This is a genomic window from Gracilimonas amylolytica, assembly GCF_002911695.1.
Classification (GTDB): Bacteria; Bacteroidota; Rhodothermia; order Balneolales; family Balneolaceae; genus Gracilimonas; species Gracilimonas amylolytica.
This window is the reverse complement of the sequence record NZ_PQBS01000005.1, coordinates 82,099-106,484: the sequence shown is the minus strand read 5'-3', so window position 1 is coordinate 106,484 and position 24,386 is coordinate 82,099. Positions and strand designations below refer to the sequence as shown.

Sequence of the window (24,386 nt, the reverse complement as noted above, 5' to 3'; positions counted from 1 at the left end):
ATTGGCAGTGAGTTCTATTCTATTTAACACCTAGCTGCTAGTATGTAAGTCAGAGACTTGCAGTTCAAAGACTCTTTATCCATCACCCGGCTCTGGTAATATCAGACGATCTTCCGCAAATAAACTGAGCCGAATGATGGGGTGATATTACTAGAAAGAGAGCCCGAAGGAAATATTTCGAGATTCATTAAAAGATTCGAATTTATCTATCTAAACTACCTACCAAACGTAATGACCTTTACGGGATCAGTATTTGCCGCCACTCTTGCCGGGAACCATGAGGCCAATCCGGAGAGAATGAAGGTAACGAGTGTTACGATCACAAAATCGATGAAATGGGGCTCCACCGGGGCGTAACTCATGTAGTAATTTTCCTGAGACAAGGGGATGATCTGGTAGTTAACCTGAAGGTAGTAAAATAGCAGGGATATGAAGATCCCGATGGCCAAGCCCACACCGGCTACAAGTAAGCCTTCGATCAGAAATACCCGCCGGATGGCCTTTGATTTACTGCCTATGGTTTTCAGGATACCAATATCTCGGGTTCGCTCAAGTACCATCATTAAAATAGCACCAATAAGATTGAAAGCGGCCACGATGATCATCCCGCTGATCACCAATGGGATCATATTCTCCTGAAGCTCCACCCAGGCAAATATATTTCCGAAGATCGTAAAGATGGTTTCTATGTAGAATGGAAAAATGATGGTTTGTCCCAGTGACTCTTTGAATACAGAGATATCTGTATCATCGTTAACCCTGATCTCAACCGCATCAGCCTGGGTCTCAGAATATTTGAAGAGACTACGGGCATGTTGCCGGTCTACCAGGGCAAATACTCCGTCAAACATATCAATACCGGTTTCGTAGATACCGGATAGACGGAATTGTTTGATCTCAGGTGAATTGATGAGGGAAGGGATGCCCTCTATTGTATATAAGGTGATCACTGACCCAATTTCCGCTTGAAGGTCGTCGGCCAGTTCTTTTCCGATCACAATACCCGCTAAGCCGGATGTATCTGTACTGAGATCATAATCTCCCTCTGACAAATAGTTGGCAATACCATGGTCAGGTACTTCACGATCTACACCTTTTAAGGTGGTTCCGGTCACGTTATCGCGGGTCTGAATCATCACCTGACCCTGTATTACGGATTGTTTAAAGGTGATCTCAGAATAGCGATCCAATTGGGTAAGTAGAGTATCTACCCGCTCTATTGGTCGGTTCACAAATGAATTAATGGTCACGTGAGGGGCAAATTCCATGATCTTCCCGTTGATCGTGGATTTGAAACCATGAACGATAGATAAGGCGATCAGGAGTCCGGCAGCACCAATGGCAATTCCGGCAATGGACATATATTTGATAAAGGAAAGAAATCCCGAACTTTTTCGGGACCCTTTGAAGTATCGTTTTGCAAGATACCACTCAAATCTCATGTGTTAGGTATTAGTTATTCGTTATTTGATAAATGTTATTTCGAACTTTGTACTTCACCCTTAAGACGGGATTAATTATTCGTCAAAGACGTTTTTGAATAACGAATATACCATTAACGAACTCTTTTATTCAGGTTTCATTTGTGGGAAGAACAGTACATCACGAATGGAATCTGAGTTGGTCATGATCATGGCCAACCGGTCAATGCCGATCCCAATACCTGCAGTGGGGGGCATGCCGTATTCCAGGGCACGGATAAAGTCATCATCTATGGTCATGGCTTCCTCATCACCACCGGCACGCAGTTTAGCCTGCTCTTCAAGGCGTTCTCTCTGATCGATCGGATCATTGAGCTCGGTGTAGGCATTGGCGATCTCCTTACCATTACAGATGGCTTCAAATCGCTCAACCAATCCTTCTTTGGAGCGGTGTTTCTTGGTAAGCGGGCTCATTTCGATGGGGTAATCGGTGATGAAGGTTGGCTGTATCAGTTTACCTTCCACATACTCACCAAAGATCTCATCAATGATCTTACCGGAACCGAAGGATTCATCAAGCTCGATGTTCAGCTCTTGGGCTACTTTCTTCAATTCATCCAGGTCCTTGCCATACAGGTCGTGCCCGGTTTCCTTTTCAATGGCCTCAAATAATGGAATTCGCGGCCACGGAGCTTTAAAGTCGATCTCGTGCTCGCCCACCTGAACTTTGGTTGAACCGTGCAGTTCAAGAGCTACTTTCTCAAGCATCTTTTCGGTGAATTCCATCATCCAGTTGTAATCCTTGTAAGCCACATACAGCTCAACCTGAGTAAATTCCGGGTTGTGGAACCTTGACAGGCCTTCATTCCTGAAATCTTTTGAAAATTCATAGACCCCATCAAAGCCACCAACGATCAATCGCTTCAGGTACAGCTCATTGGCAATACGCAGATACAGGTCCATATCCAGGGCATTGTGATGTGTAACAAAAGGTTTTGCCGCGGCTCCACCATAAATAGGCTGCAGGATCGGTGTTTCCACTTCCAGGTAGCCCTTTTCATTCATCATATTACGCATGGTCTGAACCATTTGCGTACGTTGTTTAAAGGTCTCCCTTACCTGAGGGTTTACGATCAGATCCACATAACGCATGCGGTACCGCTGTTCCTTGTCAGTAAAGGCATCGTGAATGACCTTTTCGCCATCTTCATTTTCCACTTCTTTGGGAGTGGGGATTGGCCGGATGGTCTTGGACAGAAACTGAAATTCTTCTGCATGGATGGTGGTTTCACCGGTTCGGGTTTTAAATACAAACCCTTTGATCCCTACTATGTCTCCAATATCAGCAAGCTTTTTGAAAACGGTGTTATATTCTTCCACGCCTACGTCGTCACGCCGGATGTACACCTGAATCGTGCCTTCAGAATCCTGCAGATTAAAGAAGGAAGCTTTCCCCATAATACGTCGCGTCATAATGCGACCGGCCACGCTAACCGTTTCTGTTTCAGGATTATTCTCTTCATCCCTGATCAGTTTATCATCGTCTAAGATCTGTTTAGAGGTATGGGTCACATCAAAAGAGTAGGGATACGGGTTAACGCCCATTTCTTCTAATTGTTCAAGTTTTTCCCGGCGAATTTCTTCCTGTTCGGAAAGACTTAATTCCTGATCAGACATGTAGTACTTTTTAATTTTATTTACAGGTTTTTGATAAGCACCAAAAATACCGAATTAAGCTGAGAATTGTGAGTTTAAACGTCAATTAGTTTAATAATTCGGATTTATGAAAATAGTTCATCACACCTTCATAGAAATTACTTAAACAGTTCCTAATACTTTTTTAACAAAGGTCTGATTAGATTCAGTGAAAACAACGATCAATCAACTCTACATTGTGCGGTCAAAAACCACTAACTCAAGACATACCGTTATGCGTAAAATATTTGTTTCGTATCTGGCGGTTTTAGGAATTTTGTTATCAGCTTGTGAAATGCCTGATGATCCTAATTTCAGAACTTCCCATCGTATTGAGGCTCCTGTCATGTACAACAAAACGTTCCAGTTTATGGGGCAGGGCTCAAATGTTCTTATAGATACCACCTCTTCAGATTTTGATTCTCTCTTTTCTGTGGACGGAGATAACTTTATAACCATTTCTAAACAAGAAGATTTTGATTTTGGTGATCTGAATGATGCCATTCCTGAAGTCGATGTCACTCCAACAACTTTCGATACAGAAATCGGAGAGATCGAGATCGGCAGTTTTTCATCGGGATCCGGTGGGAACCTTGGTGAGGCAAGCTTTCAGGAAATTACCGGGTTGAATCCCGCTTTATTTTCAGCAGGGACACCAATACCAGGCGGACAAACCCCGACTCCTGTAAACATACAGGTTGGAGCAAATACCGATTACTTTGTAAGTGCCACCATCAAAAACGGCTCGGTTGAACTCACGCTGACCAACGATCTTGGTTTTGATATTGATGCCGCAGATATAGACCTGAGATCAGGCAGTACGGTGATCACTACAACCACTTTCAACAATGTAACCCATGGCAGCAACGTCTCGGGACAATTTGTTTTTGACAACGGTGATGTACTTCAGGACTTGAACGTGGATGTGTCGGTCACTTGGTCAGCCCAAACCTCTCAGGACAATCCAGGCAGTTTGATCGTGGATAGCCTGGAAGGGGTAGATCTGGTGGCCTCTGAAGTGGAGGCTGCTGTGGAAGCCCAAACTTTCGAAAGCAGTGATGTGACTACCCTGGATAACACTGAATTCCAGTTCACTGAAGCCGCCCACTATGTGGAATTACAATCGGGTGACTTGATGATCTCTGAGATCATCAACAATCTGGATATTACCATAGAAAATATGACGATATCATTTCCGGGGATACGTACGGCACCTTATGCTGAAGGAGATTCATTGGTCATAGTGTATAATGGAGCAACCGAGATCACCAGAAATGGATCAGCTCCGGCCAGAAGTATGGATCTTTCCGGCTACCGCATTTTTGCAGAAGGCAATCAGGTTGAATACAAAATCTCGGCTCAAACCGAAAACACTCAGGAAGGCAGCGGGTCTGAAACCCGGGTTATCTCCGAGACCGATAATGTTGCAGCTACCGTATCTATCAATAACCTGCAAATAGCAGAAGCATTTGGGGTGATTGTATCCAAAGAAGTGCTGTTGGGTGATGATGATCCAAACAACGGGGTCGATCAACTGGACCTTTACAATGACACAGAGGCTGAACTGACAGAAATTGATGGACTTGAAGATCTGTCCGATAAGCTTGATGGCATTGAGTTTACTGAACCAACCATTTCCATCGACTACACGACCAATCTTGAAGTGGGAGCAACCGTTTATGGTGCTTTCTTAGGTATAAATTCCAACAATGAGGTGATCTACCTGACGGGAGATGCCGGAAGTGAGTATGAGGTCACAACACAGGTCCCAGGATTGAATGCGAATGGAGTGGCTTTAGAACCTGAAGATCTCATTAAATTTGATATCGATACAAATACCGGCAGCGGTTCGATCAATTTTGATGCGTCAAACACGAACGTGGATGACTTTCTCAACAACCTGCCTGATCAGATCAGATTTATTGGTAAGGCCATGGTTAATGAAAATAATGAAGCCGGAACCGTGACTTCACCTATCGAATTTGAACCGACGATCAACGTGAATATTCCGCTTGCACTGAGAACCACGCAGGCCGCTACGTTCACGGATACTACAGATCAGGACCTGGGCGATCTGCCATCCACACAAAATGGGGATGACAGCCGGCTCACTGAAGGACGTATCATCATAGATTACACCAATGGTATTCCATTAGAGATAGACCTTGAGGTGACCTTCATGGATGAAAATTATACACCCATTACCAGCATACCGATTTCAGGTGACGAGCTTAAACTGATGGCATCAGGCATTGATCAGGGTACACAGTTTGCCAATGCACCTTCTTCAGGCTCTATGCAGATCGTACTCAACGAAAGCCAGCTGGAGCAACTGTATCAAACCAGATATCTGGAAATATCAGCCTGGTTGCTGACAACAGATACAAACAGTGACGGAGTAGGAGATGATGTCAGGATCAGAACCACAGACGCGATCACACTTTCAGTGAGTGCAGATCTTAGCATCGAAACGGAGGTAAACTAATGAGACGTTCTAATTACTTTAACAGATTACAGAAATTAACCGTTTTGATGATCCTTATAACAGGTCTGATCTCGGTTGATGCACTATCGCAATCCCGCCATTTCAATGCCCAATCCGTAGGAATGGGAGGGGGCGGAACCGCTTATATTGATGGTTTTAATGCCAATTTTGTGAACCCGGCCAACCTCATGCTGGATACGCACAGAAACCGAACACAGATCGGTATTGCACCAACCGGGTTTAAAGCCGGGGGGACACTCGCCAACTTTGCCGTGTATAACGATTACCTGACCACAGGCTTACTGATCTCCGGCGAAACCCGGGAAAATATGCTTAATGACTGGTTTGGTGAAAGTTCTGCCAATACCCGACAAATGGCCGGTACGGTAAATCTATCGCCCATTGGTGTTTCTCACCGAAGAGCCGGTCAGGCTTTTAGTATTGCCACCCGATTCCGGTTCACGGAAGATCTTACGGTCAATAAGGGACTTGCCGAACTAATGACCTATGGTCTGGATGCCGATAAATTCTCGGATCCTACCCCTGTCAATTTCAATTCAAGTACTGTGGCTTTTGCTGAGATCTCGTTCGGATATGCAAGAAAGATGCTGGAGATCCCTAACCTGTTGTTTGCAAAAGATGTGAAACTGTACGCCGGTGTGGCTCCAAAATTTCTGTATGGAGTGTATGCCACTGATGCAGATTTTCAGTCGACTTTGCAAATGACAAGAGGAAGTCAGAGTTCTCCATTTACCGTAAATCATGATTTCAGTTACAGCCTGAATACCATCGGGCAGCTTTCAGAGCAGTTACAAGCCTTTGAAGCGGCCTACAATCAGGATAGTGATGCTGATATCGATGATTATGTGGATTATGAGGGGGATGACATTGGTGATGTGGATGCCACAGGTTTTGGCGTTGACCTTGGGGCAACCCTTGAGATGGATGTATCTTATCTGCCTATTCCGTTATTCATCGATAAAGACAAGACACTTCGGCTGTCTATGTCCATTACAGATCTCGGATCCATAACCTATAAGAAAACCCCATCCCGTATTTATGCAGATGGCGTATTCACGTATAATGGAGCTCAGGATGAAGATTCGTTTGACGACTATTTCGACAACCTTGGAGACAGCCTTAAGACCGATGTGTACGGTAATTTTGATGCCGAACAAACCGGCGGTATCAAACACACCTTGCCGGGTATGTACAACTTCGGCGCTTCTCTGGAGATGGGTAAACTTTTGGTTGCCCTCGACTATGGGTTTGGTTTCAATAATGATGGAATCAACTCAAGACGAAGTGTTCTGAACCTTGGGGCTCAGTACAGACTGTTTGGGTTTGTGCCTATCCGGGCGGGAACCACTTTAGGCGGATATTCCTCAGCAGCGTATTCAGCGGGGATCGGACTTGATTTCCAGTTCCTTGAGTTCACGGTTGGAGCCTCAACAGTAGCAAATTCCCGAAACTCAGGAAGTTCTGCTACAGCTGCTTGGAGTGGGTTTGTGATCAGGTTTTAGAAGAATTTGATCTGTACGAAACGAATTAAACATCTTAAAAGCTCGTTATGTGGGTCAATTAAAAATGATCCGCATGACGAGCTTTGCTATTTATGAATTTGTGGCTTTTATACTTGCCCTACCATTGAGCTATGCATTGGCATGGGCGGCAAGAAAGTACACTTTTTCGACCTACAAAGATGAAGTGGATCGGCTGTTTGCGGCAGTCTGGAATGGAGAGGAGGAAGACGAATTAAACGCCTGGCTGAAAGTGTACCGGATCTATCTTGACAAGAGATCTCCAAAGAAGAAACGATACTACTCAGTAACATTAATTCTCTCAATAAGCAGACGATATACAGTTCGGTTTTGGTAGATGAAAAAGGCAACCTTAAACAGGGCCCGGATCCCAAAGAAACAGACCCACGTCTGACTTAGATCTCCGAAGAAGTAATCATATTAACACCGGCTTCCTTCATTTCTTGCATGGCTTTTTCCACGGATCCTTCGATATCGATTCCGCGTACGGCATCGGTGATCAAATTTACCTTATAACCAAGCTTACGGCCGTCCAAAGCGGTCCATTTCACGCAGAAGTCGGTGGCAAGTCCGCCAACGTATAGCTCCTTAACACCCCGTGCCTGCAGGTATCCGTGCAATCCGGTTACCGTGGTTTGATCGTTTTCGAAGAAAGCCGAGTAGGAATCAATATCTTTTCTAAAACCTTTACGGATGATGAGTTGTGACGGTTCAAGCCGTAGTTCTTTGTGGAAGTCAGCTCCTTCGGTTCCCTGAACACAATGATCCGGCCAAAGAACCTGCTCTCCATACTTCATTTCAACGGTATCGTACGGTGATTTGCCTTTATGATTTGAAGCAAAGGACAAATGAGAGGAAGGATGCCAATCCTGAGTTTGTACAATACAATTGAAGGCATCCATAATGTTGTTGATAGGGGAGATAACCTCGTCGCCACCGGGAACAGCCAACGCGCCTCCGGGACAAAAATCGTTTTGAACGTCAACAATGATCAATGCTTTCATAGATATCTAAGCTTTTTTGAGTAATTCAATTTTCAATTCACGCAGTTGATTACTTAAGCCCACTTTGTAAACATGGGGATTATCAAATCGTTTGTGCTCATCGTTTAATTTCTGAAGTCTTGAATGAGCGTATTGGGCACTCTCTTTAAGGGTAGGGATCTCAATAACAACCTGACCGTTTTCAACCACTTTGTGCTGTAACTCTTCTGACCTGAGGTGCCCTACATTGGTCGAACGATGAGTTATGTATGGGTGATAGATCACGTCCGGGATCTCTTCATCAGCCAGGGCAATGCCATCACTGTAAAAACTCCCATCCTGATTGAAATAGCGGATCACTTTTTTGGCATCCGGCAGCGTGACCTTTTCTTCATTTTCTGAGATCTTAAGGGTGGGCTTACCGTTGATGGAACTCAGTTTATATACTCCATCCAGGGCAGGGTCGTCATAAGCTGTAACCAGTTTGGTTCCAACCCCAAATAGATCGATCGGTGCCCCCTGATCGAACAAACTCTTGATTAGGTACTCATCAAGCTGATTGGAAACAGCTATCTTAACGTACTCGAGGCCGGCTTTATCCAGCATCTCTCGGCTTTTACGGGCAAAATAAGCGAGGTCACCACTATCAAGACGTATACCAACAAGTTTGTGACCTTTTTCTTCCAGTTCCTTGGCGACCTTGATTGCATTGGGAACGCCATGTTTCAGGGTACTATAGGTGTCCACTAATAAGATGGATGAGTCCGGGTAATATTGAGCATAGGTTCTAAAGGCTGTCAACTCATCCTCAAATGATTGGATCCAGGAGTGAGCCATGGTGCCGTTGACCGGAATATCATTTTGCATGCCTGCCAGCACATTCGATGTTCCTTCAAATCCACCGATGATCGCTGCTTTGGATGCCTGTAATCCACCCAAACCCTGAGAGCGCCTAAGCCCAAAATCGACGACCGGTTTTTCACCGGCTGCCTGTTTGATTCGGGCAGCTTTAGTGGCTATCAGTGAAGAAAAATTCAAGGTATTCAATAATAATGTTTCCAGGATTTGAGCTTCAATAATGGTACCCTCAACCCGAAGCACCGGTTCATTAGGAAAGATCACTTCACCTTCTTTAACGGAATGGATGGTAGGTTTGAATTCAAATTCTTTCAGGTAAGTAAGGAATTCTTCTTTGAAACCCTGCTTCCGCAAAAAATCAATTTCATCTACATGAAATTTAAAATTCTGAATCATCTGAAGGAGATCACTTAAGCCTGCGAATATTACATACCCTCCGTCGAATGGGAGTCGGCGAAAGAAGTAGTCAAAGGTAGCGGGTTGTTCATGACGACCGGAGAGAAAATATCCCTGGGCCATGGTCAATTCATAAAGGTCGGTGTAAAGAGCTGGTTTTTTTAAGATCATGAGCGCAAAATAAAAAGGCTTTCCGTAAATCAGAAAGCCTTTAATGATTTTAGGAGAATTTAACCCCTGAAATTTCTGCGTTCAACGATCTTTTTGATCTTCTTGTTGCCGATCCACACTTTCTGATTGGTTTCGACATTGATCAGTTCCATATTGACCGTATAGAAAACTGAAACGGTTCGGCCACTTGGGGTTTCATCCACAATTGAACTGATGTTTCCGATCAGCATAAAATCGGCTCCGAGTTCCTGAGCCATGGCCTTCATGGTTTCTGCCGAAGCATATTGTTGCTGTTCCATACGTTCCTGACGGATATCCTGCCGCTCCTCACTACTGGCAACCACGCTGACCGCTCCGGAGTTTACAAAAGCCCGTTCGATCTCTTTGGTCATTACTTCCGTGTCAATATGTTCCATGCTTTCATTTCTGACATTACCTACGATCACGACAGGCTGTTTCTGATATTCTCTGCTGTATTGATTCAGCCAGGGTTTGGTCATGGCATCACTGATCATTTCTTCCGATACCATACGGGCATCGGTCTCATTCCAGCGACCTGAGAGGTCGGTTGTTTCCTGTGGGTCTGTTCGGGTTACCTTGGCCGTAGGTCTGCATCCGCTAAAAAGGATCAGAAAAGCCATGGTCACTAATGTTGCGTATTTCATAATTCTGAGGGTTGTGTTTGTATGTTAAAAAATTACTGCGAGAAAATGGATTCCACCAACAAGAGCTCATTGGTTCCGGTAACGTTGACTTGATAGGTCTCTGAATAAAGAACGGTATGATTGGCTGATAGGTATTCAATTTCAAGGTCGTGATTTCCTGGCGGAAGCTTTATGGTATTCACCCAGGCTTTACCCGGCATGGTCTGCCAACCTCTGAGATCAGCCTTTTCACTGGCTTCCTGACCTATGATCCCTAATACCTCCAGCAAGAATCCCCAGTTCTTGTGTTTTTCTTTCACACTTGAACTGATCAGGGTGGAACCGGTTGCCTTTACGGTTGCCCTAAGCAAACCACGGGTGTAGATGATCGGTTTTTTGGCCTGATAGATCTCTGCGGAAACCTCATCCATCTCTTCCACCAGATATAAAGGAGCAGAAAGAGAATCGGTTCGGATACGAATGCCGTGCACGCTGGAGTTATACATCATCAGCTTTGGCAGGGAAAATTTTACGTAAAAGCTGTTGTCATCGCCGCTATCCAGAAACAAGCGAAAATCTTCCTGTACCTTCTTTGGGGCCTGCCCGGAAAATGCGGTCACTAATACATTATAAGACTGAGGATCCATGATATGATTCAGGTTTTCCGGATCCGGTTTTGGTAAATGCCCAATGGTACCTTGTTCATGTATAGCCGAAGCAAATTTTTCATATTCGATGCGGGCATTGTCAGGCCGGCCGGTTTTTGAAAATAATACAGAAGACAGAAAATGGCTGAATGCACTGTTCTGAATATTGACATCTCCCGAACTCCACTCGTTACCCGTGCTGTCAGACTTTGCAAAGGCCTCCACCAGGCCCTTAAGCCTGATATCGAGTCGTTCCATTTTGTAAGCCATACGCCGGGCTTCAACCAAAGCGGCTTCCCAATCCTGCTGATGCATAAAATTCAGGCTTTTAAAGGCATTCAGGTAAACGTCTTCATACGGTTCCCCGTCATACACCAATGAATTGTCGTTATTCAGGAAGGAACCGATACCCCGGCTGATGCTTTTGGTGTAAGCGTCTTCGATCTGAATTTCGGCCTGACTAAAGTAGGCATTGGAGCTGTCATAATGGCCGGCAAAGTGATAGATCATTCCACCTTCAAGGTTTTTCAGAACGGCATCTTTAGATCGGTAAACATCTTCGGTCTCAAATGACTGCATAAGCTCGGAAGCTTTATCATAATTGCCTGCGGTAAATGAGTTTCTTAGATCAACCTGTGCATCATCCAATACGTAGGCATGGCATCCACTAAGTAAAAAGAGTACCCCAAGGTAAATTAGATGAAATCGGGCACGATTTATGGTTATCTTTGCAGTCATTAATAGCAGATGAAATAAGTCTGATTGAATTTAAAGTCAACAATAGTAGTGAATGTACGTGAATCTTAACCGATTGTTATATCACATATTGGTGTTAGCTGTGTTTTTTGGAATATGGTCGTGTGCAACACCAATGGCACCAACCGGTGGGCCTCAGGATAAGGCCGGACCTGTGGTTGAAAACACCATTCCTGAAAGTGGTACCGTCAATTTTGAAGGCAGAACCTTTGAGTTTTATTTTGATGAATTTGTGAACCGAAGCAATGTACCCAATGCCATTACGGTGGAACCGGATCTGGGGATCAGCTATGATATATCCTGGAAACGAAAAATGATGAGCATTGAATTCGAGGATGACTTCCCGGATTCTACAACGGTGATCATCAAACTCGGGACAGACATCACAGATACCCGAAATAACAAAATGTCCAAACCGATCACCCTAGCAATTTCAACCGGTGATGAAATTGACAGCGGACAGATCATGGGTAGAATTCGTTTGGCTGAAACCGGGGAATCGGCTCCGGATAAAAAAGTACTTCTTTACCGTCAGCCGTTTGACCTGACTAAACGAGCCACCTATCAGGCACAGACCGACACCGGTGGGGTCTTCAATTTTTCTTATCTATCAGAAGGTACCTACAAAGCGTTGATCGTAGACGACCGAAATCGCAATAAGATCTGGGACAGGGAAAATGAGAGTGCCTATCCATTCTATGAAGAGAGTACTCTACTCAGTAAATCAGGGTCTGACACCCTTGATGTGGTATATACGGCTCAACCTGACACCCTAAAACCCATATTGCAGGGAGTGGGGCTTTTTTCACAAAACAGAATGAGGTTACGCTTCAGTGAAAATATCACCACCCAAAAGGATGTTAGGTTCACCATTACAGACAGCCTCGAAAATAATTATACCACGGCCTATCCATTGTACATTTCTGAGGAGGAGCCCTTTGTCTTGTTTGCTCAGAGTGAAGATCCTTTGTTAGAGGATAATAGCTACAAAATAGACCCACTGGGTGTAACGGATAATGCAGGTAACTTGCCTCAGGAAGACCTCTTTGAATTTACGGGGACTTCACAGGAGGATACCACTCAGCAACGTATCATCGGCCGTGATCTGGAAACAGACCTCTTGGTTAATGATTCACTGACCATAGTTTACGCGGCTCCCATTTCCGAACCTGAGATCGTTGATTCACTGGTTGTAATAGAGGGCGATATCGATTTTGATGATTGGCCTGAAATTATGGTTGAAAACAACCGGTTGATCATTGGCCCTCAGGAAAACTGGATCGAAGGAGTGGATTATCAGTTTCTGGCTTGGAATCCCATGACACAAAGAAGGCAACTTTTTGAGCCGAATATCTGGGATTCAACTGAGTATGGAGAGATCGACATCCAAATACTTGATGCCGATTCAACTCATCAACATGTAGTCAGCTTGAAGGATCCTTCAGGAAGGGAGATCAAAAAACTTGAATTTAATAGACAACAGACAATAACTGATCTGCCCCCCGTTACATATACCATCACGGTATTCAGGGATGAGAATCAGGATGGAAAATGGAATAGGGGGCAGGCTGATCCTTATCGGTCGCCCGAAAAATATTACATTCAACAAAACCTGAATGTGCAGTCAGGATTTACATCAGAAGTACAAATTACGTTTAATTAGATCAGTATGAGTGACTTTTTTGATCAATACATAGATCCGTCTTTTCACATTCCGTTACTGGTAGGCGTCATCATATTGCTGACCATTATCATTGCGTCGGTTACCACACGTATCATCAATTTGATGATCAAACGAACCAAAGCAGCTGATGATAACGAAGATGTGACCAATCTCGTCTTTTTCAAGCGGTCGGTCATTGTTCTGATCTATACGACCGGTATCAGTTTTGCCATTTACATGATCCCTCAGCTTCGAGTGATCGCAACCTCTTTGCTTGCCGGTGCCGGTCTGTTGGCAGTGGCCGTTGGTTTTGCTTCGCAGGCTGCTTTATCGAATGTGATCGGAGGGCTGTTCATTGTGATCTTTAAACCCTACAAGATCGGTGATCGTATTTTGGTCAGAACAGACCTGACAGGAGTTGTTGAGGACATTAATCTTCGTCATACAGTGATCCGTAACTTCGAAAATAAACGCATTATCATTCCCAACTCTGTAATCAGTAATGAGGTTGTGATCAACTCAAATTATGAAGACAGTCAGATCTGTAAGTTCATAGATCTGGGAATCAGCTACGATTCGGATATTGACCTGGCCAAGGAGATCATGAGGGATGAGGTTGAAAAGCACCCGCTTTCGGTGGATGTGCGCACAGAAGAACAAATAGAGGCAGGAGAACCCAGAGTCCCGGTCAGGGTAATTCTGATGGGGGAGTCGTCGGTGAACCTGCGAGCCTGGAGCTGGGCCAATAATCCTCCGGATGCCTTTGTTATGGAATGTGACCTGCTTGAGAGTATTAAAAAACGCTTTGACAGAGAAGGAATAGAAATTCCTTTCCCACACCGAACACTGGTGTATAAAGAACCCAAAAATAAGGGCTCAGGACCTGTTCTCTGATCTGCTGCCGGGTTTAATAAACAACGTAAACAAGCATCGAAAATCCCTAAACAAATCGTTATCTTTTGGAACCGCTTCCAAACATCAAGAAATTAAGTTATGTCTGTAGAAACGAAGTCTAAGTCATCAAAGAAGAACACTACCGAAGAAAACGGAACGCTGAATCCACAGCCGTATCAATCCAAGAACAAGATCCGTTTTGTAACGGCCGCCAGTTTATTTGATGGTCACGATGCCAGTATCAACATCATGCGCCGCATTCTGCAAAGCAGCGGGGCCGAGGTCATACATTTGGGGCATAACCGATCTGTGCACGAGATCGTGAATTGTGCGATACAGGAAGATGCACAGGGTATTGCCATCAGCTCGTATCAGGGTGGTCACGTTGAGTACTTCAAATACATGATCGAGCTTCTTGAGGAAAATGGAGCCGGACATATCAAAGTATTTGGTGGCGGCGGCGGTGTGATCGTGCCGGAAGAAATTGAAGACCTGCACAAAGCCGGAGTAGCCCGCATTTTCTCTGTGGAAGATGGGAGTAAGATGGGACTTCAGGGCATGATCAATTTCATACTGGAAGCCTGTGACTTTGACCCGATCGAGGTGAATAAGCCGGACATGAAGAAAGTGCTGAAACGGGAAAATGGACAGCTTGCAAGAGCTCTGACCGCCATTGAAAATGATCATACAGATGTTTTGACCTATCAGGATGGTAAACTGATCGATGCCAAGGATAAAGTTATAGAGATCAGCGAAAAGACCATTCCACTGATCGGGATCACAGGAACCGGGGGGGCCGGAAAGAGTTCATTGACCGATGAGATCGTACGCCGATTCCTGACAGAATTTGATGACCTGACCATTGGTATTATTTCAGTAGATCCATCAAAGGTAAAAACAGGTGGTGCCTTGCTGGGTGACCGGATTCGCATGAACAGCATTGATACCGACCGTGTGTATATGCGAAGTATGGCAACCCGAGCCTCCAACCGTTCCACAAGTAAGGGATTGCTGGGAGCCATTGAACTCTACAAGGCTGCCGGTTTTGATCTCATTATTGTGGAAACATCAGGAATTGGTCAGAGTGGTACGGAGATCGTGGAATACACAGATATCCCGATCTATGTGATGACGAGCGAATATGGAGCGGCCACTCAGCTTGAAAAGATCAATATGCTGGATCTGGCTGAATTAGTGGTATTGAATAAATTTGAGAAAAAGGGTTCGCTCGATGCCCTTCGTGACATCAGAAAGCAAATGATCCGTAACTCGGGAAGATGGCATGCCAAGCAGGAAGATATGCCGGTGTATCCAACCATAGCCGCCCAGTTCAATGATGAAGGGGTGAACCGCTTGTTTAAAGCTATTGTGGATCACATCAACGACCGTTATGAGATAGGCTGGGAAACCAGAATCTATACGAATCCACATCCTGCAGAAGATATTCAGGCTCAGGCCATCATTCCCGGAAAACGTGTTCGTTATCTGTCAGAGATCTCTGAAGCTGTACGTGATTATCATGAATGGGTGGATGAGCAGGTAGATGTTGCTTCCAAACTGGATCAGGTATCAGGTACCATCGATCAGCTGGAGAACTGGAATCCTGATGAGAAGGAAGTCATAAAAGACAACCTGGCCAAAATGCGCGAGCACTGGCTGGCAAAACTGGATGTGCTTCCCAAGCGGATCATTGAAGGATGGGATGAGCTGTTCGAACAATATCAGCAGGAGTATTTTGAGGTTAAGATCCGTAATAAGACCTTCAAAAATAAATTGTACCGTGAATCACTCAGTGGATTGATGATACCGCGTGTGGCTCTTCCGAAAACGAAGAACAAAGGCGAGCAGCTTAAATTTGCCCTGAAAGAGAACCTGCCGGGTTATTTTCCCTACACAGCCGGGGTGTTTCCATTTAAGCGGGAAGGGGAAGACCCAACCCGAATGTTTGCGGGTGAAGGGACTCCTGAGCGGACCAACAAACGATTTCACTATGTTAGTGAAGGAATGCCGGCGGCCCGACTTTCCACCGCATTTGACTCGGTAACGTTATACGGTGAAGACCCGGGTTATCGCCCTGATATTTATGGTAAGATCGGTAACTCCGGTGTGAGTATTTGTACACTGGATGACATGAAGAAACTGTATTCCGGCTTTGAATTGACCTCTCCAAAAACATCAGTTTCCATGACCATTAATGGTCCGGCGCCGATGATACTGGCTATGTTCATGAACACAGCCATTGATCAGGAGGTAGAGCGTTACCTCAGGGAAAATGGCAAGTGGGAACAGGCTCAGAAAAAGATCAAAAAATACTTCAAAGACCGGGGAGTAAAACAACCTCAGTACAGTAATGAGATTCCTGCCGGCAACGATGGATTCGGTTTGGGTTTACTGGGAGTTTCAGGTGATAATCTGGTAGATAAGGAAACCTATGAGAAGATCAAGGAAGACACGCTGAATGTTGTGCGTGGTACCGTTCAGGCCGATATCCTGAAGGAAGATCAGGCTCAGAATACCTGCATTTTCTCCACCGAATTTGCATTGAAAATGATGGGTGATATTCAAACCTATTTCACTGAGCATAAGGTCAGAAACTATTACTCTGTGTCAATTTCAGGGTATCACATAGCGGAAGCCGGTGCTAACCCGATCACACAGGCTGCTTTTACCTTAGCCAATGGCTTTACTTTTGTGGAGTATTACCTTGCAAGGGGACTGGATGTGGATGATTTTGCCCATAACCTGTCGTTCTTTTTCAGTAACGGACTGGATCCGGAATATGCGGTCATCGGCCGGGTAGCCCGAAGGATCTGGGCGGTTGCCATGAAGAATAAATATGAAGCCAATGATCGTTCTCAGAAGCTGAAGTATCACATTCAAACCAGTGGCCGTTCGCTGCATGCACAGGAGATCCAATTCAACGATATCCGAACTACTCTTCAGGCCTTGCTGGCGATCTATGATAACTGTAACTCGCTGCATACCAATGCCTATGATGAGGCGATCACCACGCCAACTGAAGAATCGGTCCGTCGAGCTCTTGCCATTCAAATGATCATAAACAAAGAGCTGGGAACCGCCAAGAATGAAAATATCAATCAGGGATCTTACTTTATAGAAGAACTGACCGATCTGGTTGAAGAGGCTATTCTGACTGAATTTGATCGTATTACGGAACGTGGTGGGGTGCTTGGAGCCATGGAGAATATGTACCAGCGTGGCAAGATCCAGGATGAATCGCTTTATTATGAATCCAAGAAACATTCCGGGGAACTTCCAATTATTGGAGTGAATACCTTCCAGAAAGAAGAGGGAGGTGAGGAAGAAGAGAAAGAGATCGAGCTCATTCGTTCAACCGAAGAGGAAAAACGACAGCAGATCGAAAACCTGGAAGCTTTTTGGAAACGTAATGATAAAGAGGCCGAGCAGGCGATCGCAAGACTCAAGGAAGTAGCGCGTAACAAAGGTAATTTATTTGAGGAGCTCATGGAAACCGTGAAGGTAGCCTCACTTGGACAGATCTCCCATGCACTGTATGAAGTTGGTGGGCAATACCGGCGAAATATGTGATGTCAGCTTATATAAGATCTTTTCAGTCTTGAGCGAATCGGAGACTGAAAAGTTTATGCTCAGGAAGTCTCAGGCCTCCAATACGGGCTTTGGTTTTTCTTTAGTCTAATTCCTTTTTTTGCCTTAATTCAAGTCAGTGACTTGCTAAAGATCTGCTCTTAAATCAGCGCTCGGCAGGTTTTTGGATATTGAATAATATTATTGAGGCTCGCTGTAAGACTTAAGAGATCTAAGGGAATTCTATTCAAATCAATAGCGAATCAATTTTTAACAGTCCGGTTTTGTCGATGTACCATTGAGCACTACTGTATGGATAATCTTGTGGTCTTTTGCAGAAACCAGCCTTTACAGGATTGTAATGAGTGTATTTCATTTTCTGAGAATAGAATGAGTTGCTTTTGATTTCCATAGGTCGATTATCCTGACGCCAAAACTGGTACTTAGTATTATTTGAGTTTTTACTCCCAGCTTTTCTGAACATCCACAGCATCCATTTTCTTCTGCTTTCCTTTGTATTTGATTCGAGGTCATTCAAAATTGAATAGGCAGTAAATTTTTTAAAATCTCTTAGTATATCCGAAAGGTTAAAACCTTCTCTTGCACTACCGTTTTTTTGAGGGAAAAGTGGAAGGAAATACGCTTGAGATGTCAGTTTTTGATGGGGTGCACGCCTTCCTCTTAATAGGTACTTTTGATGAAAGGGATAACACGTGGAGTGGCGACCTCATACTGGATGATGGATATTCGAGGCCATTTACAGCAATCCCGGATGATAAGGCTGAATTACAGGATCCATTCGAAGTGATCGATCTGAGTAACCGAAAGATCAAACCTGATCTGGATAAGCTGGCTGTTTTGGGTGAGCAAATTGTGGACCCTGAACAGTATGAAGGAAAGGTTCTGATCATTCAGCTGATGGGTACCTGGTGCTCCAACAGTCAGGATCAAACCCGATACCTGACCCAATGGATCGAAGAGCATCCCGATAATCAGGTGGAAATACTTGCGGTCAACTACGAGGCTAATTATTCAGAGGAGTACGGCCTGAACAGAATTGAGACCTATAAGCAGCGATTGAATATCCCATACAACATGATTCTTGGTGGGCCGCTATCCAAGACGAGGGCGGCCGATCCTTTCACTTTTATGGATGAGATCATGGCATTCCCTACGCTGGTGTTTGTAGATAAACAGGGGTATGCCCGCTATGTGCACAGCTACTTTACAGGACCTGCCACCGGGGAATACTTTGAGGAATTTGATCACCGGTTCAACGACATTGTAAATGAGCTTTCGGCAGAGTAGGGCAGGAATTCACTGAAATAAAAAAGGCCTCTGATCGAGGCCTTTTCATATATAAAACGGTTGATTGCAGATCAGTTAGCGGCGATCATGCCTTTCAGTTTTTGTGATTCAGCAAATTTGCTGCTCTGCGGGTAATCTTCAATGATTTGTGTAACCAGTTCGTTAGCTCTTTCGTTGTTACCGGCTTTGTGATAAGCTTGTGCAGCCTCAAACAGGTTTGAAGGAGTGGTAACCTCATTTTCATCCCAGTTGGCCGCCTCAACGAATTTTTGAGCGGCAGCTTCATGACTTTCATTAGCCATTAAAAGACGGGCATGGAAAGTAAGCGGACCAACTCCCATAATGCCATCCGGTATATCAAATGACTCCATGTAATTCAGAGCATTTTCAACGTCCCCTAACTCAAAACTTGAAACAGCAGCGTAATATATAGCGATGTTACCTGCGTTTGTTCTTGGAAATTCATCAGCGATCTGATCGAATCCATAGGTCAACTCAAACTCGTTACCATAAAGAGCATTTTCATAATCGCCCTGAGAATAGTAGCCTTCAGCTATTGCAAGCAATTCCTGGGCTTGACTTTCCTGTGCTCCTGAGTAATAGTTGTATCCAATGATACCGCCAATCAAAACAACGAGTCCGATAATGGTACTTAGTACGGTTACTTTGTTTTCAACATAAAAGTTGGCCGCACGATTGTAATTCTCAATTAACGGATCCGATTCTAATTCTTCTTTTGAAAGCCTTTTCGACATGATTTTTAAATTAACTTACTTTGATTATTAAGGGTGTAAAAATAGGACAGTTTCAGCTTTTACCAAAACATTAAAATGGTTCAAGAATGCCTTTTTTAAGCTGCAGGATACGATCTGAACGTCCTGCAATTTCTTTCTCGTGGGTGATGAGCAGCACCGATACTCCCATCGCATCCCGAAGCTCAAATAACTGATCGAGGATCAGGTCGGTATTTTCTGAATCAAGGTTACCGGTGGGTTCATCTGCCAGGATCACTTTTGGATTGTTCATGAGTGCTCTTGCCATCGAAACTCGCTGTTGCTCTCCACCTGAAAGTTGTGTGGGGCGGTGATCGGCTCTTTCCTGAATGCCAAATAAACCTAACAGCTCATGAGCCCGTTTATAGGCTTCAGTTGAAGAGGTGCCTGCGATAAGGGCAGGCATGGCAATATTTTCAAGGGCGGAAAATTCCGGGAGCAGATGATGGAACTGAAATACAAAACCGATGTACCGATTCCTGAATTCTGCCAGTTCATCCGATTTCAGCTCTGTGATATTCTTACCGTCCCAGAATACATCTCCGGAATCCGGTGTATCTAATCCTCCTAAGATATGCAGCAATGTACTTTTACCACTGCCACTTGAACCGATGATAGAAGTTATGCTGCCTTCTTCAACATCAATATCCATACCCTGAAGCACCCTAAGATCATCTTTATCGGGTCCGCCGGGAAAGCTCTTATAAAGGTCTCGAGCACTAAGTACGATCTTTTTCGATTCTTCCATCAGCCCTGAATAGAATTAGTGAGTCCGGGATACGTCACCGGTTCAATGTGCACACATTTTCCTGTTTCCACATCCACCTTTGCCAGAACGCCGGATATCTGATTGTCACCTTTGGCCTGCTTATATTTTTGATGCACACCGGTCATAAATCGTTTAATAGCTACTTTCTTGTCCATGCCAAGGCAGGAGTTATATGACCCGGTCATGCCTGCATCGGTGATATAACCAAGGCCTTCGGGTAGTATCCGGGCATCATTGGTTTGAATGTGGGTATGGGTTCCGGCCAGCACCGAAGCTTTTCCGTCAATATGCCAGCCCATGGATACTTTTTCAGCGGTGGCTTCGGCATGAAAATCCACAAAAATGATATGCGTTTCCTCGCGGATCTTTTCCAGGGCCCACTCAGCAGCGGAAAAGGGATCATCGATGGCTTTCATGAATGTACGCCCCTGAATATTCAGTACGCCTACTTTTATAGCCTCATTACTTTTCAAGGGGAAGACACTGAAACCCAGTCCGGCATTCCCTTTTGGATAATTGAGAGGGCGGAGGATATGGTCGTGTTCTCTCATGTAATCAAACACTTTCCATTTGTCAAAGGAATGGTCGCCACCGGTTACCACATCAACTCCCAATTCAAGGAGATTCTTGATGATCTTACGATTGGTGCCAAATCCCTCATGAGAGTTCTCGCCGTTAGCGATCACAAAATCGGCGTTATATTTGGTGATGAGGCTGGGTAGAAAGGTATTTGCCATTTCCAGCCCGGCGTCACCAACAATATCACCTACAAAAAAAATGCTGATAGTATCAGCCAAAATAGTCTCCTGAAAATTAGTCGGTATTAGATTTAATTACGTCTCTTTAATCTCTTTAAGTAACCGTTCCAGACTGTGATTCACGCGTTCCATCAACACTTCTTCAGAGTCTTCCAGTTCGCTGTTGGTGCTTCTCAATTCGAAAAGTTCTTCAGCAATACTCAGGGCAGCCAGCGTCATAACAGTTGATTCGGGCTGCTTTACCAGTTGCTCGCGATAGGTCTTGAATCGTTCATCAACGAAACGACAAATGCGTAACATGGCTTCTTCTTCATGATCCTCGACCTTGAGAGGGTATTGCTTGCCAAGTATGGATACTTTAATGGATTTCATGAGTCAGCCCCCAGGTGATGATCGATCTTGGAAATCAGTCCTTTAACATGCTGTCGTAAAGCCAGACGTTCACTTTCGCTAATGGCAGAAAAGATATCGGTTTGTTTTTCATGCTCTTCCTCAAGCTTTGCCTTGAGTCTTGCATTGTCACGTTTAAGCTCGCGGATCTCTGCTTTCAGGCTATCCACCTCGGTTCCGACTTCATCTAAAAGCCGCCTGAACTTATCAGTCTGTTGTGCAAGTTTATTCATGTATCTGACGTTTGAACTAACCTCTGAGTTTGGCAGAAAATTGTTTTTCGAGGGATTTAACGATCCTCTGAATAATAGGTTCTACTTCTTTGATATTCAAGGTCTTGTTACGATCAAGGAAATGTAGTCTGAAGGCAATGCTTTTGTTCCCTTTTCCGATCGATTCTCCCTCAAAAACGTCAAAAATACTGATGTCCTCAAGTTGCTCACCGGCTTTCTGTTTGATCACATTCATCATCTCACCGGCTGTGATATTTTGTGGTACGGTGACTGCGATATCAAATTCAAAAGACGGGAATTTAGGTACGGCTTTGAATGTACTCTCGGGTACGGAACTCAGGATCTCAGCGATGGCTGTAACCGATAACTCGGCTACAAAGGTATCCTGTTCAAAATCATAGGCTTTCTTGAGCTTCTCTGAAGGAATGAACAAACTTCCGATCTTTTGATCTTTCCAGTGATACTCAAGCGTTTCGGCATCAGCCGCATTTGAATGGATATGTTCAGCCAGTCCCAATTTAACAAAGAAGGCATTGACCAAAGCTTTTAGATCAAAAACGGTATAGGATTGAGCGTCCTGAAGCCATGAATCTTTGTTTTTAAAGCCTGCCAGACCATACAAGACATGTACGTCTTCTTTGATGCCTTCATAATAAGTCCCTTCTTTATCGGCATTAAAAACGTGACCAACTTCAAAAAAGCGAACACCGGATGCTTTTCGGTTGAAGTTATAGGAAGCTGACTTCATGAATCCGTGAAGAAGGGAGGGACGCAGGGTACTGTTATCCTTGTTAAGTGGATTCAGGGCGTGGATCATCTGATCTTCATCACCATACAGGGCTGCGTCTTTTTCTGCGATCAGTGAGTTGGAGTAGATCTCACGCAGACCTAATTGCTGAGCCGTTTCCCTGATCTTTTGATTCAGTTTTTCCCAATCGTTAATGGCTTCGGAGGACACAAAAATTCCATGATCCGGTGAAGGGATCTTATTGTAATCGAAAAGACGGCCTACTTCCTCGATCAGGTCAACTTCGCGTTCAAGATCAGGGCGAAAGGTTGGGATCTCAAACGTGATGCTATCCTCATCTTTTGTGGTCACTTCAAGTTCCAGCCCATTGAGGATCTCAACGATGGTGTCAGTATCAAAATCAGTTCCGAGTAAACGGTTGGTATAACTCTTTCTGAGCGTCAGCTGATGAGAATCAGTAACAGTAGGATGAACGTCGATGGTTTCATCTGAAATGGTTCCACCTGCAACCTCCATGATCAACTGGGCAGCACGTTCAGCAGCAATGGCTTGTAAATTAGGATCAATTCCACGTTCGAAACGGTAAGAGGCATCGGTTTGCAGGGCTTGTTCTTTGGCCGTTTTACGGATGGAACCGGGATCGAAATACGCGCTTTCGATGAGAATATCCGTCGTGTTGTCACTGACTTCAGAATCAACACCACCCATAACACCGGCAATAGCAACAGGGCCTTCACCATCACAAATAAACAGCGTGCCCGGAGTGCACTTTCGCTTAATATGATCCAGGGTCTCAAATTCGATCTCTTTATCAAAATCTTTTACGATGATCTCTTTGCCGCGAATGGTGGCATAATCAAAAGCGTGCAGGGGCTGACCCAATTCATACATCACATAATTGGTCACATCCACCACATTGTTTACAGGACGTACACCAATGGCTTTCAGTTTATTTCTAAGCCAGCTTGGTGATTCTTTGATCTCAACACCTTTAACCATTTTACCTACGTAACGATGACACTTGTCCGCATTTTCGATAGCGATCTTAATATCATCAGACGTTTCGACGGTTTTACCTTCAGGTGTATCCGGTTTTTTTAGATCCAGATCTAAAGCGGCCGCAAGGTCGCGAGCTACCCCGAGGTGACAGGTGGCATCCGGTCTATTTGGTGTGATGGCAATGTCAATAATGGTATCTTCATATAGATCAAAGATCTCTGAGATCGGCTTTCCAATGTCAAGGCCGTTATCGAGTACCATGATACCGGAGTGGTCGGTACCCAGTCCCAGTTCGTCTTCAGCACAGATCATACCTTCAGAAACCTCACCCCGGAGTTTGGCTTTTTTAATAGTGAGGCTGGAACCGTCATCCAGTTTGATCGGAAGGGTGGAACCAACGGTAGCAACAGGCACTTTTTGACCGGCGGCTACATTCTTTGCTCCACAAACGATCTGTGTTTTGGAGTCACCAAGATCCACATCACAGATCTGAAGCCGGTCAGCATTCGGATGAGCTCGTACATCGAGTACCTCACCTACGATCACTCCCTCAAGCGAGCTGCCATAGGATTCAATCTCCTCAACTTCGAGACCAATAAGCGTTAGTTTTTCAGCGGTTTCCTCCGGCGAAAGCGGAAGATCTATAAATTCTTTAAGCCAGTTGTAAGATACTTTCATTAAAGTAGA

19 protein-coding genes are annotated in these 24,386 nt (G+C 44.6%); 7 read left to right on the top strand and 12 right to left on the bottom strand.

Annotated elements, in window-relative coordinates:
- Window positions 1–215: 215 nt before the first annotated feature.
- On the bottom strand, window positions 216–1,442 hold the full coding sequence (locus C3B73_RS00805) for an FtsX-like permease family protein (protein ID WP_103663726.1): 1,227 nt from the start codon (window positions 1,440–1,442) through the stop codon (window positions 216–218).
- Window positions 1,443–1,568: 126 nt separating this feature from the next.
- On the bottom strand, window positions 1,569–3,098 hold the full coding sequence (gene lysS, locus C3B73_RS00800) for a lysine--tRNA ligase (protein ID WP_103663725.1): 1,530 nt from the start codon (window positions 3,096–3,098) through the stop codon (window positions 1,569–1,571).
- Window positions 3,099–3,351: 253 nt separating this feature from the next.
- Between lysS and C3B73_RS00795 the strand changes: the two genes are divergently transcribed.
- The 3 genes from C3B73_RS00795 to C3B73_RS00785 all read left to right on the top strand — a co-directional run bounded on the left by C3B73_RS00795 (window position 3,352) and on the right by C3B73_RS00785 (window position 7,479).
- Entirely contained in the window at window positions 3,352–5,601 is a 2,250-nt protein-coding gene (locus C3B73_RS00795; RefSeq protein ID WP_103663724.1) for a hypothetical protein, read from the top strand.
- Window positions 5,601–7,124 carry a DUF5723 family protein gene (locus tag C3B73_RS00790; protein WP_103663723.1) on the top strand — a complete coding sequence of 508 codons (1,524 nt, stop codon included), beginning with the start codon at window positions 5,601–5,603 and terminating at the stop codon, window positions 7,122–7,124. Before C3B73_RS00795 ends, C3B73_RS00790 begins: the two co-directional genes overlap by 1 nt.
- A 64-nt stretch (window positions 7,125–7,188) precedes the next feature.
- Window positions 7,189–7,479, top strand: a complete 291-nt coding sequence (locus tag C3B73_RS00785; protein ID WP_232802895.1) for a hypothetical protein — start codon at window positions 7,189–7,191, stop codon at window positions 7,477–7,479.
- A 58-nt stretch (window positions 7,480–7,537) separates the two neighbouring features.
- On the opposite strand, the gene pncA is transcribed toward C3B73_RS00785, so the two are convergent.
- Genes pncA through C3B73_RS00765 form a run of 4 tightly spaced genes read right to left on the bottom strand, consistent with a single transcriptional unit; the run spans window position 7,538 to window position 11,579 of the window.
- Window positions 7,538–8,146 (bottom strand): bifunctional nicotinamidase/pyrazinamidase, encoded by a 609-nt coding sequence (gene pncA, locus C3B73_RS00780; protein WP_103663721.1) that lies wholly within the window; start codon window positions 8,144–8,146, stop codon window positions 7,538–7,540.
- Between the two features lie 6 nt (window positions 8,147–8,152).
- Window positions 8,153–9,550 (bottom strand): nicotinate phosphoribosyltransferase, encoded by a 1,398-nt coding sequence (locus C3B73_RS00775; RefSeq protein ID WP_198597247.1) that lies wholly within the window; start codon window positions 9,548–9,550, stop codon window positions 8,153–8,155.
- Window positions 9,551–9,609: 59 nt separating this feature from the next.
- Window positions 9,610–10,215, bottom strand: a complete 606-nt coding sequence (gene lpoB, locus C3B73_RS00770) for a penicillin-binding protein activator LpoB (RefSeq protein WP_103663720.1) — start codon at window positions 10,213–10,215, stop codon at window positions 9,610–9,612.
- Window positions 10,216–10,247: 32 nt separating this feature from the next.
- Window positions 10,248–11,579, bottom strand: a complete 1,332-nt coding sequence (locus C3B73_RS00765; RefSeq protein ID WP_103663719.1) for a COG3014 family protein — start codon at window positions 11,577–11,579, stop codon at window positions 10,248–10,250.
- Window positions 11,580–11,631: 52 nt separating this feature from the next.
- On the opposite strand from C3B73_RS00765, the gene C3B73_RS00760 reads away from it, so the two are divergent.
- The 4 genes from C3B73_RS00760 to C3B73_RS00740 all read left to right on the top strand — a co-directional run bounded on the left by C3B73_RS00760 (window position 11,632) and on the right by C3B73_RS00740 (window position 19,029).
- A complete protein-coding gene (locus tag C3B73_RS00760; RefSeq protein WP_103663718.1) occupies window positions 11,632–13,260 on the top strand; it encodes an Ig-like domain-containing protein in 1,629 nt (542 codons plus the stop codon).
- Window positions 13,261–13,266: 6 nt separating this feature from the next.
- On the top strand, window positions 13,267–14,154 hold the full coding sequence (locus C3B73_RS00755) for a mechanosensitive ion channel family protein (protein WP_103663717.1): 888 nt from the start codon (window positions 13,267–13,269) through the stop codon (window positions 14,152–14,154).
- A gap of 99 nt (window positions 14,155–14,253) precedes the next feature.
- Window positions 14,254–17,724 (top strand): methylmalonyl-CoA mutase family protein, encoded by a 3,471-nt coding sequence (locus tag C3B73_RS00750; protein ID WP_198597246.1) that lies wholly within the window; start codon window positions 14,254–14,256, stop codon window positions 17,722–17,724.
- Window positions 17,725–18,321: 597 nt separating this feature from the next.
- Window positions 18,322–19,029 (top strand): TlpA family protein disulfide reductase, encoded by a 708-nt coding sequence (locus C3B73_RS00740; RefSeq protein ID WP_103663715.1) that lies wholly within the window; start codon window positions 18,322–18,324, stop codon window positions 19,027–19,029.
- 71 nt (window positions 19,030–19,100) lie between these two features.
- On the opposite strand, the gene C3B73_RS00735 is transcribed toward C3B73_RS00740, so the two are convergent.
- The 6 genes from C3B73_RS00735 to pheT all read right to left on the bottom strand — a co-directional run bounded on the left by C3B73_RS00735 (window position 19,101) and on the right by pheT (window position 24,377).
- A complete protein-coding gene (locus C3B73_RS00735; protein WP_103663714.1) occupies window positions 19,101–19,784 on the bottom strand; it encodes a tetratricopeptide repeat protein in 684 nt (227 codons plus the stop codon).
- Between the two features lie 70 nt (window positions 19,785–19,854).
- The gene (locus tag C3B73_RS00730; RefSeq protein WP_103663713.1) at window positions 19,855–20,550 is read right to left on the bottom strand and encodes an ABC transporter ATP-binding protein; all 696 of its coding nucleotides are present in this window, start codon (window positions 20,548–20,550) and stop codon (window positions 19,855–19,857) included.
- Window positions 20,550–21,368 carry a TIGR00282 family metallophosphoesterase gene (locus C3B73_RS00725; protein WP_103663712.1) on the bottom strand — a complete coding sequence of 273 codons (819 nt, stop codon included), beginning with the start codon at window positions 21,366–21,368 and terminating at the stop codon, window positions 20,550–20,552. Before C3B73_RS00725 ends, C3B73_RS00730 begins: the two co-directional genes overlap by 1 nt.
- 36 nt (window positions 21,369–21,404) lie before the next feature.
- Window positions 21,405–21,701: a cell division protein ZapA gene (locus tag C3B73_RS00720; protein WP_103663711.1), complete on the bottom strand. Its 297-nt coding sequence runs from the start codon at window positions 21,699–21,701 to the stop codon at window positions 21,405–21,407.
- Entirely contained in the window at window positions 21,698–21,952 is a 255-nt protein-coding gene (locus C3B73_RS00715; protein WP_103663710.1) for a hypothetical protein, read from the bottom strand. The genes C3B73_RS00720 and C3B73_RS00715 overlap by 4 nt, the downstream gene beginning before the upstream one ends.
- A 16-nt stretch (window positions 21,953–21,968) precedes the next feature.
- Window positions 21,969–24,377 carry a phenylalanine--tRNA ligase subunit beta gene (gene pheT / locus C3B73_RS00710; protein WP_103663709.1) on the bottom strand — a complete coding sequence of 803 codons (2,409 nt, stop codon included), beginning with the start codon at window positions 24,375–24,377 and terminating at the stop codon, window positions 21,969–21,971.
- Between the last annotated feature and the right edge of the window lie 9 nt (window positions 24,378–24,386).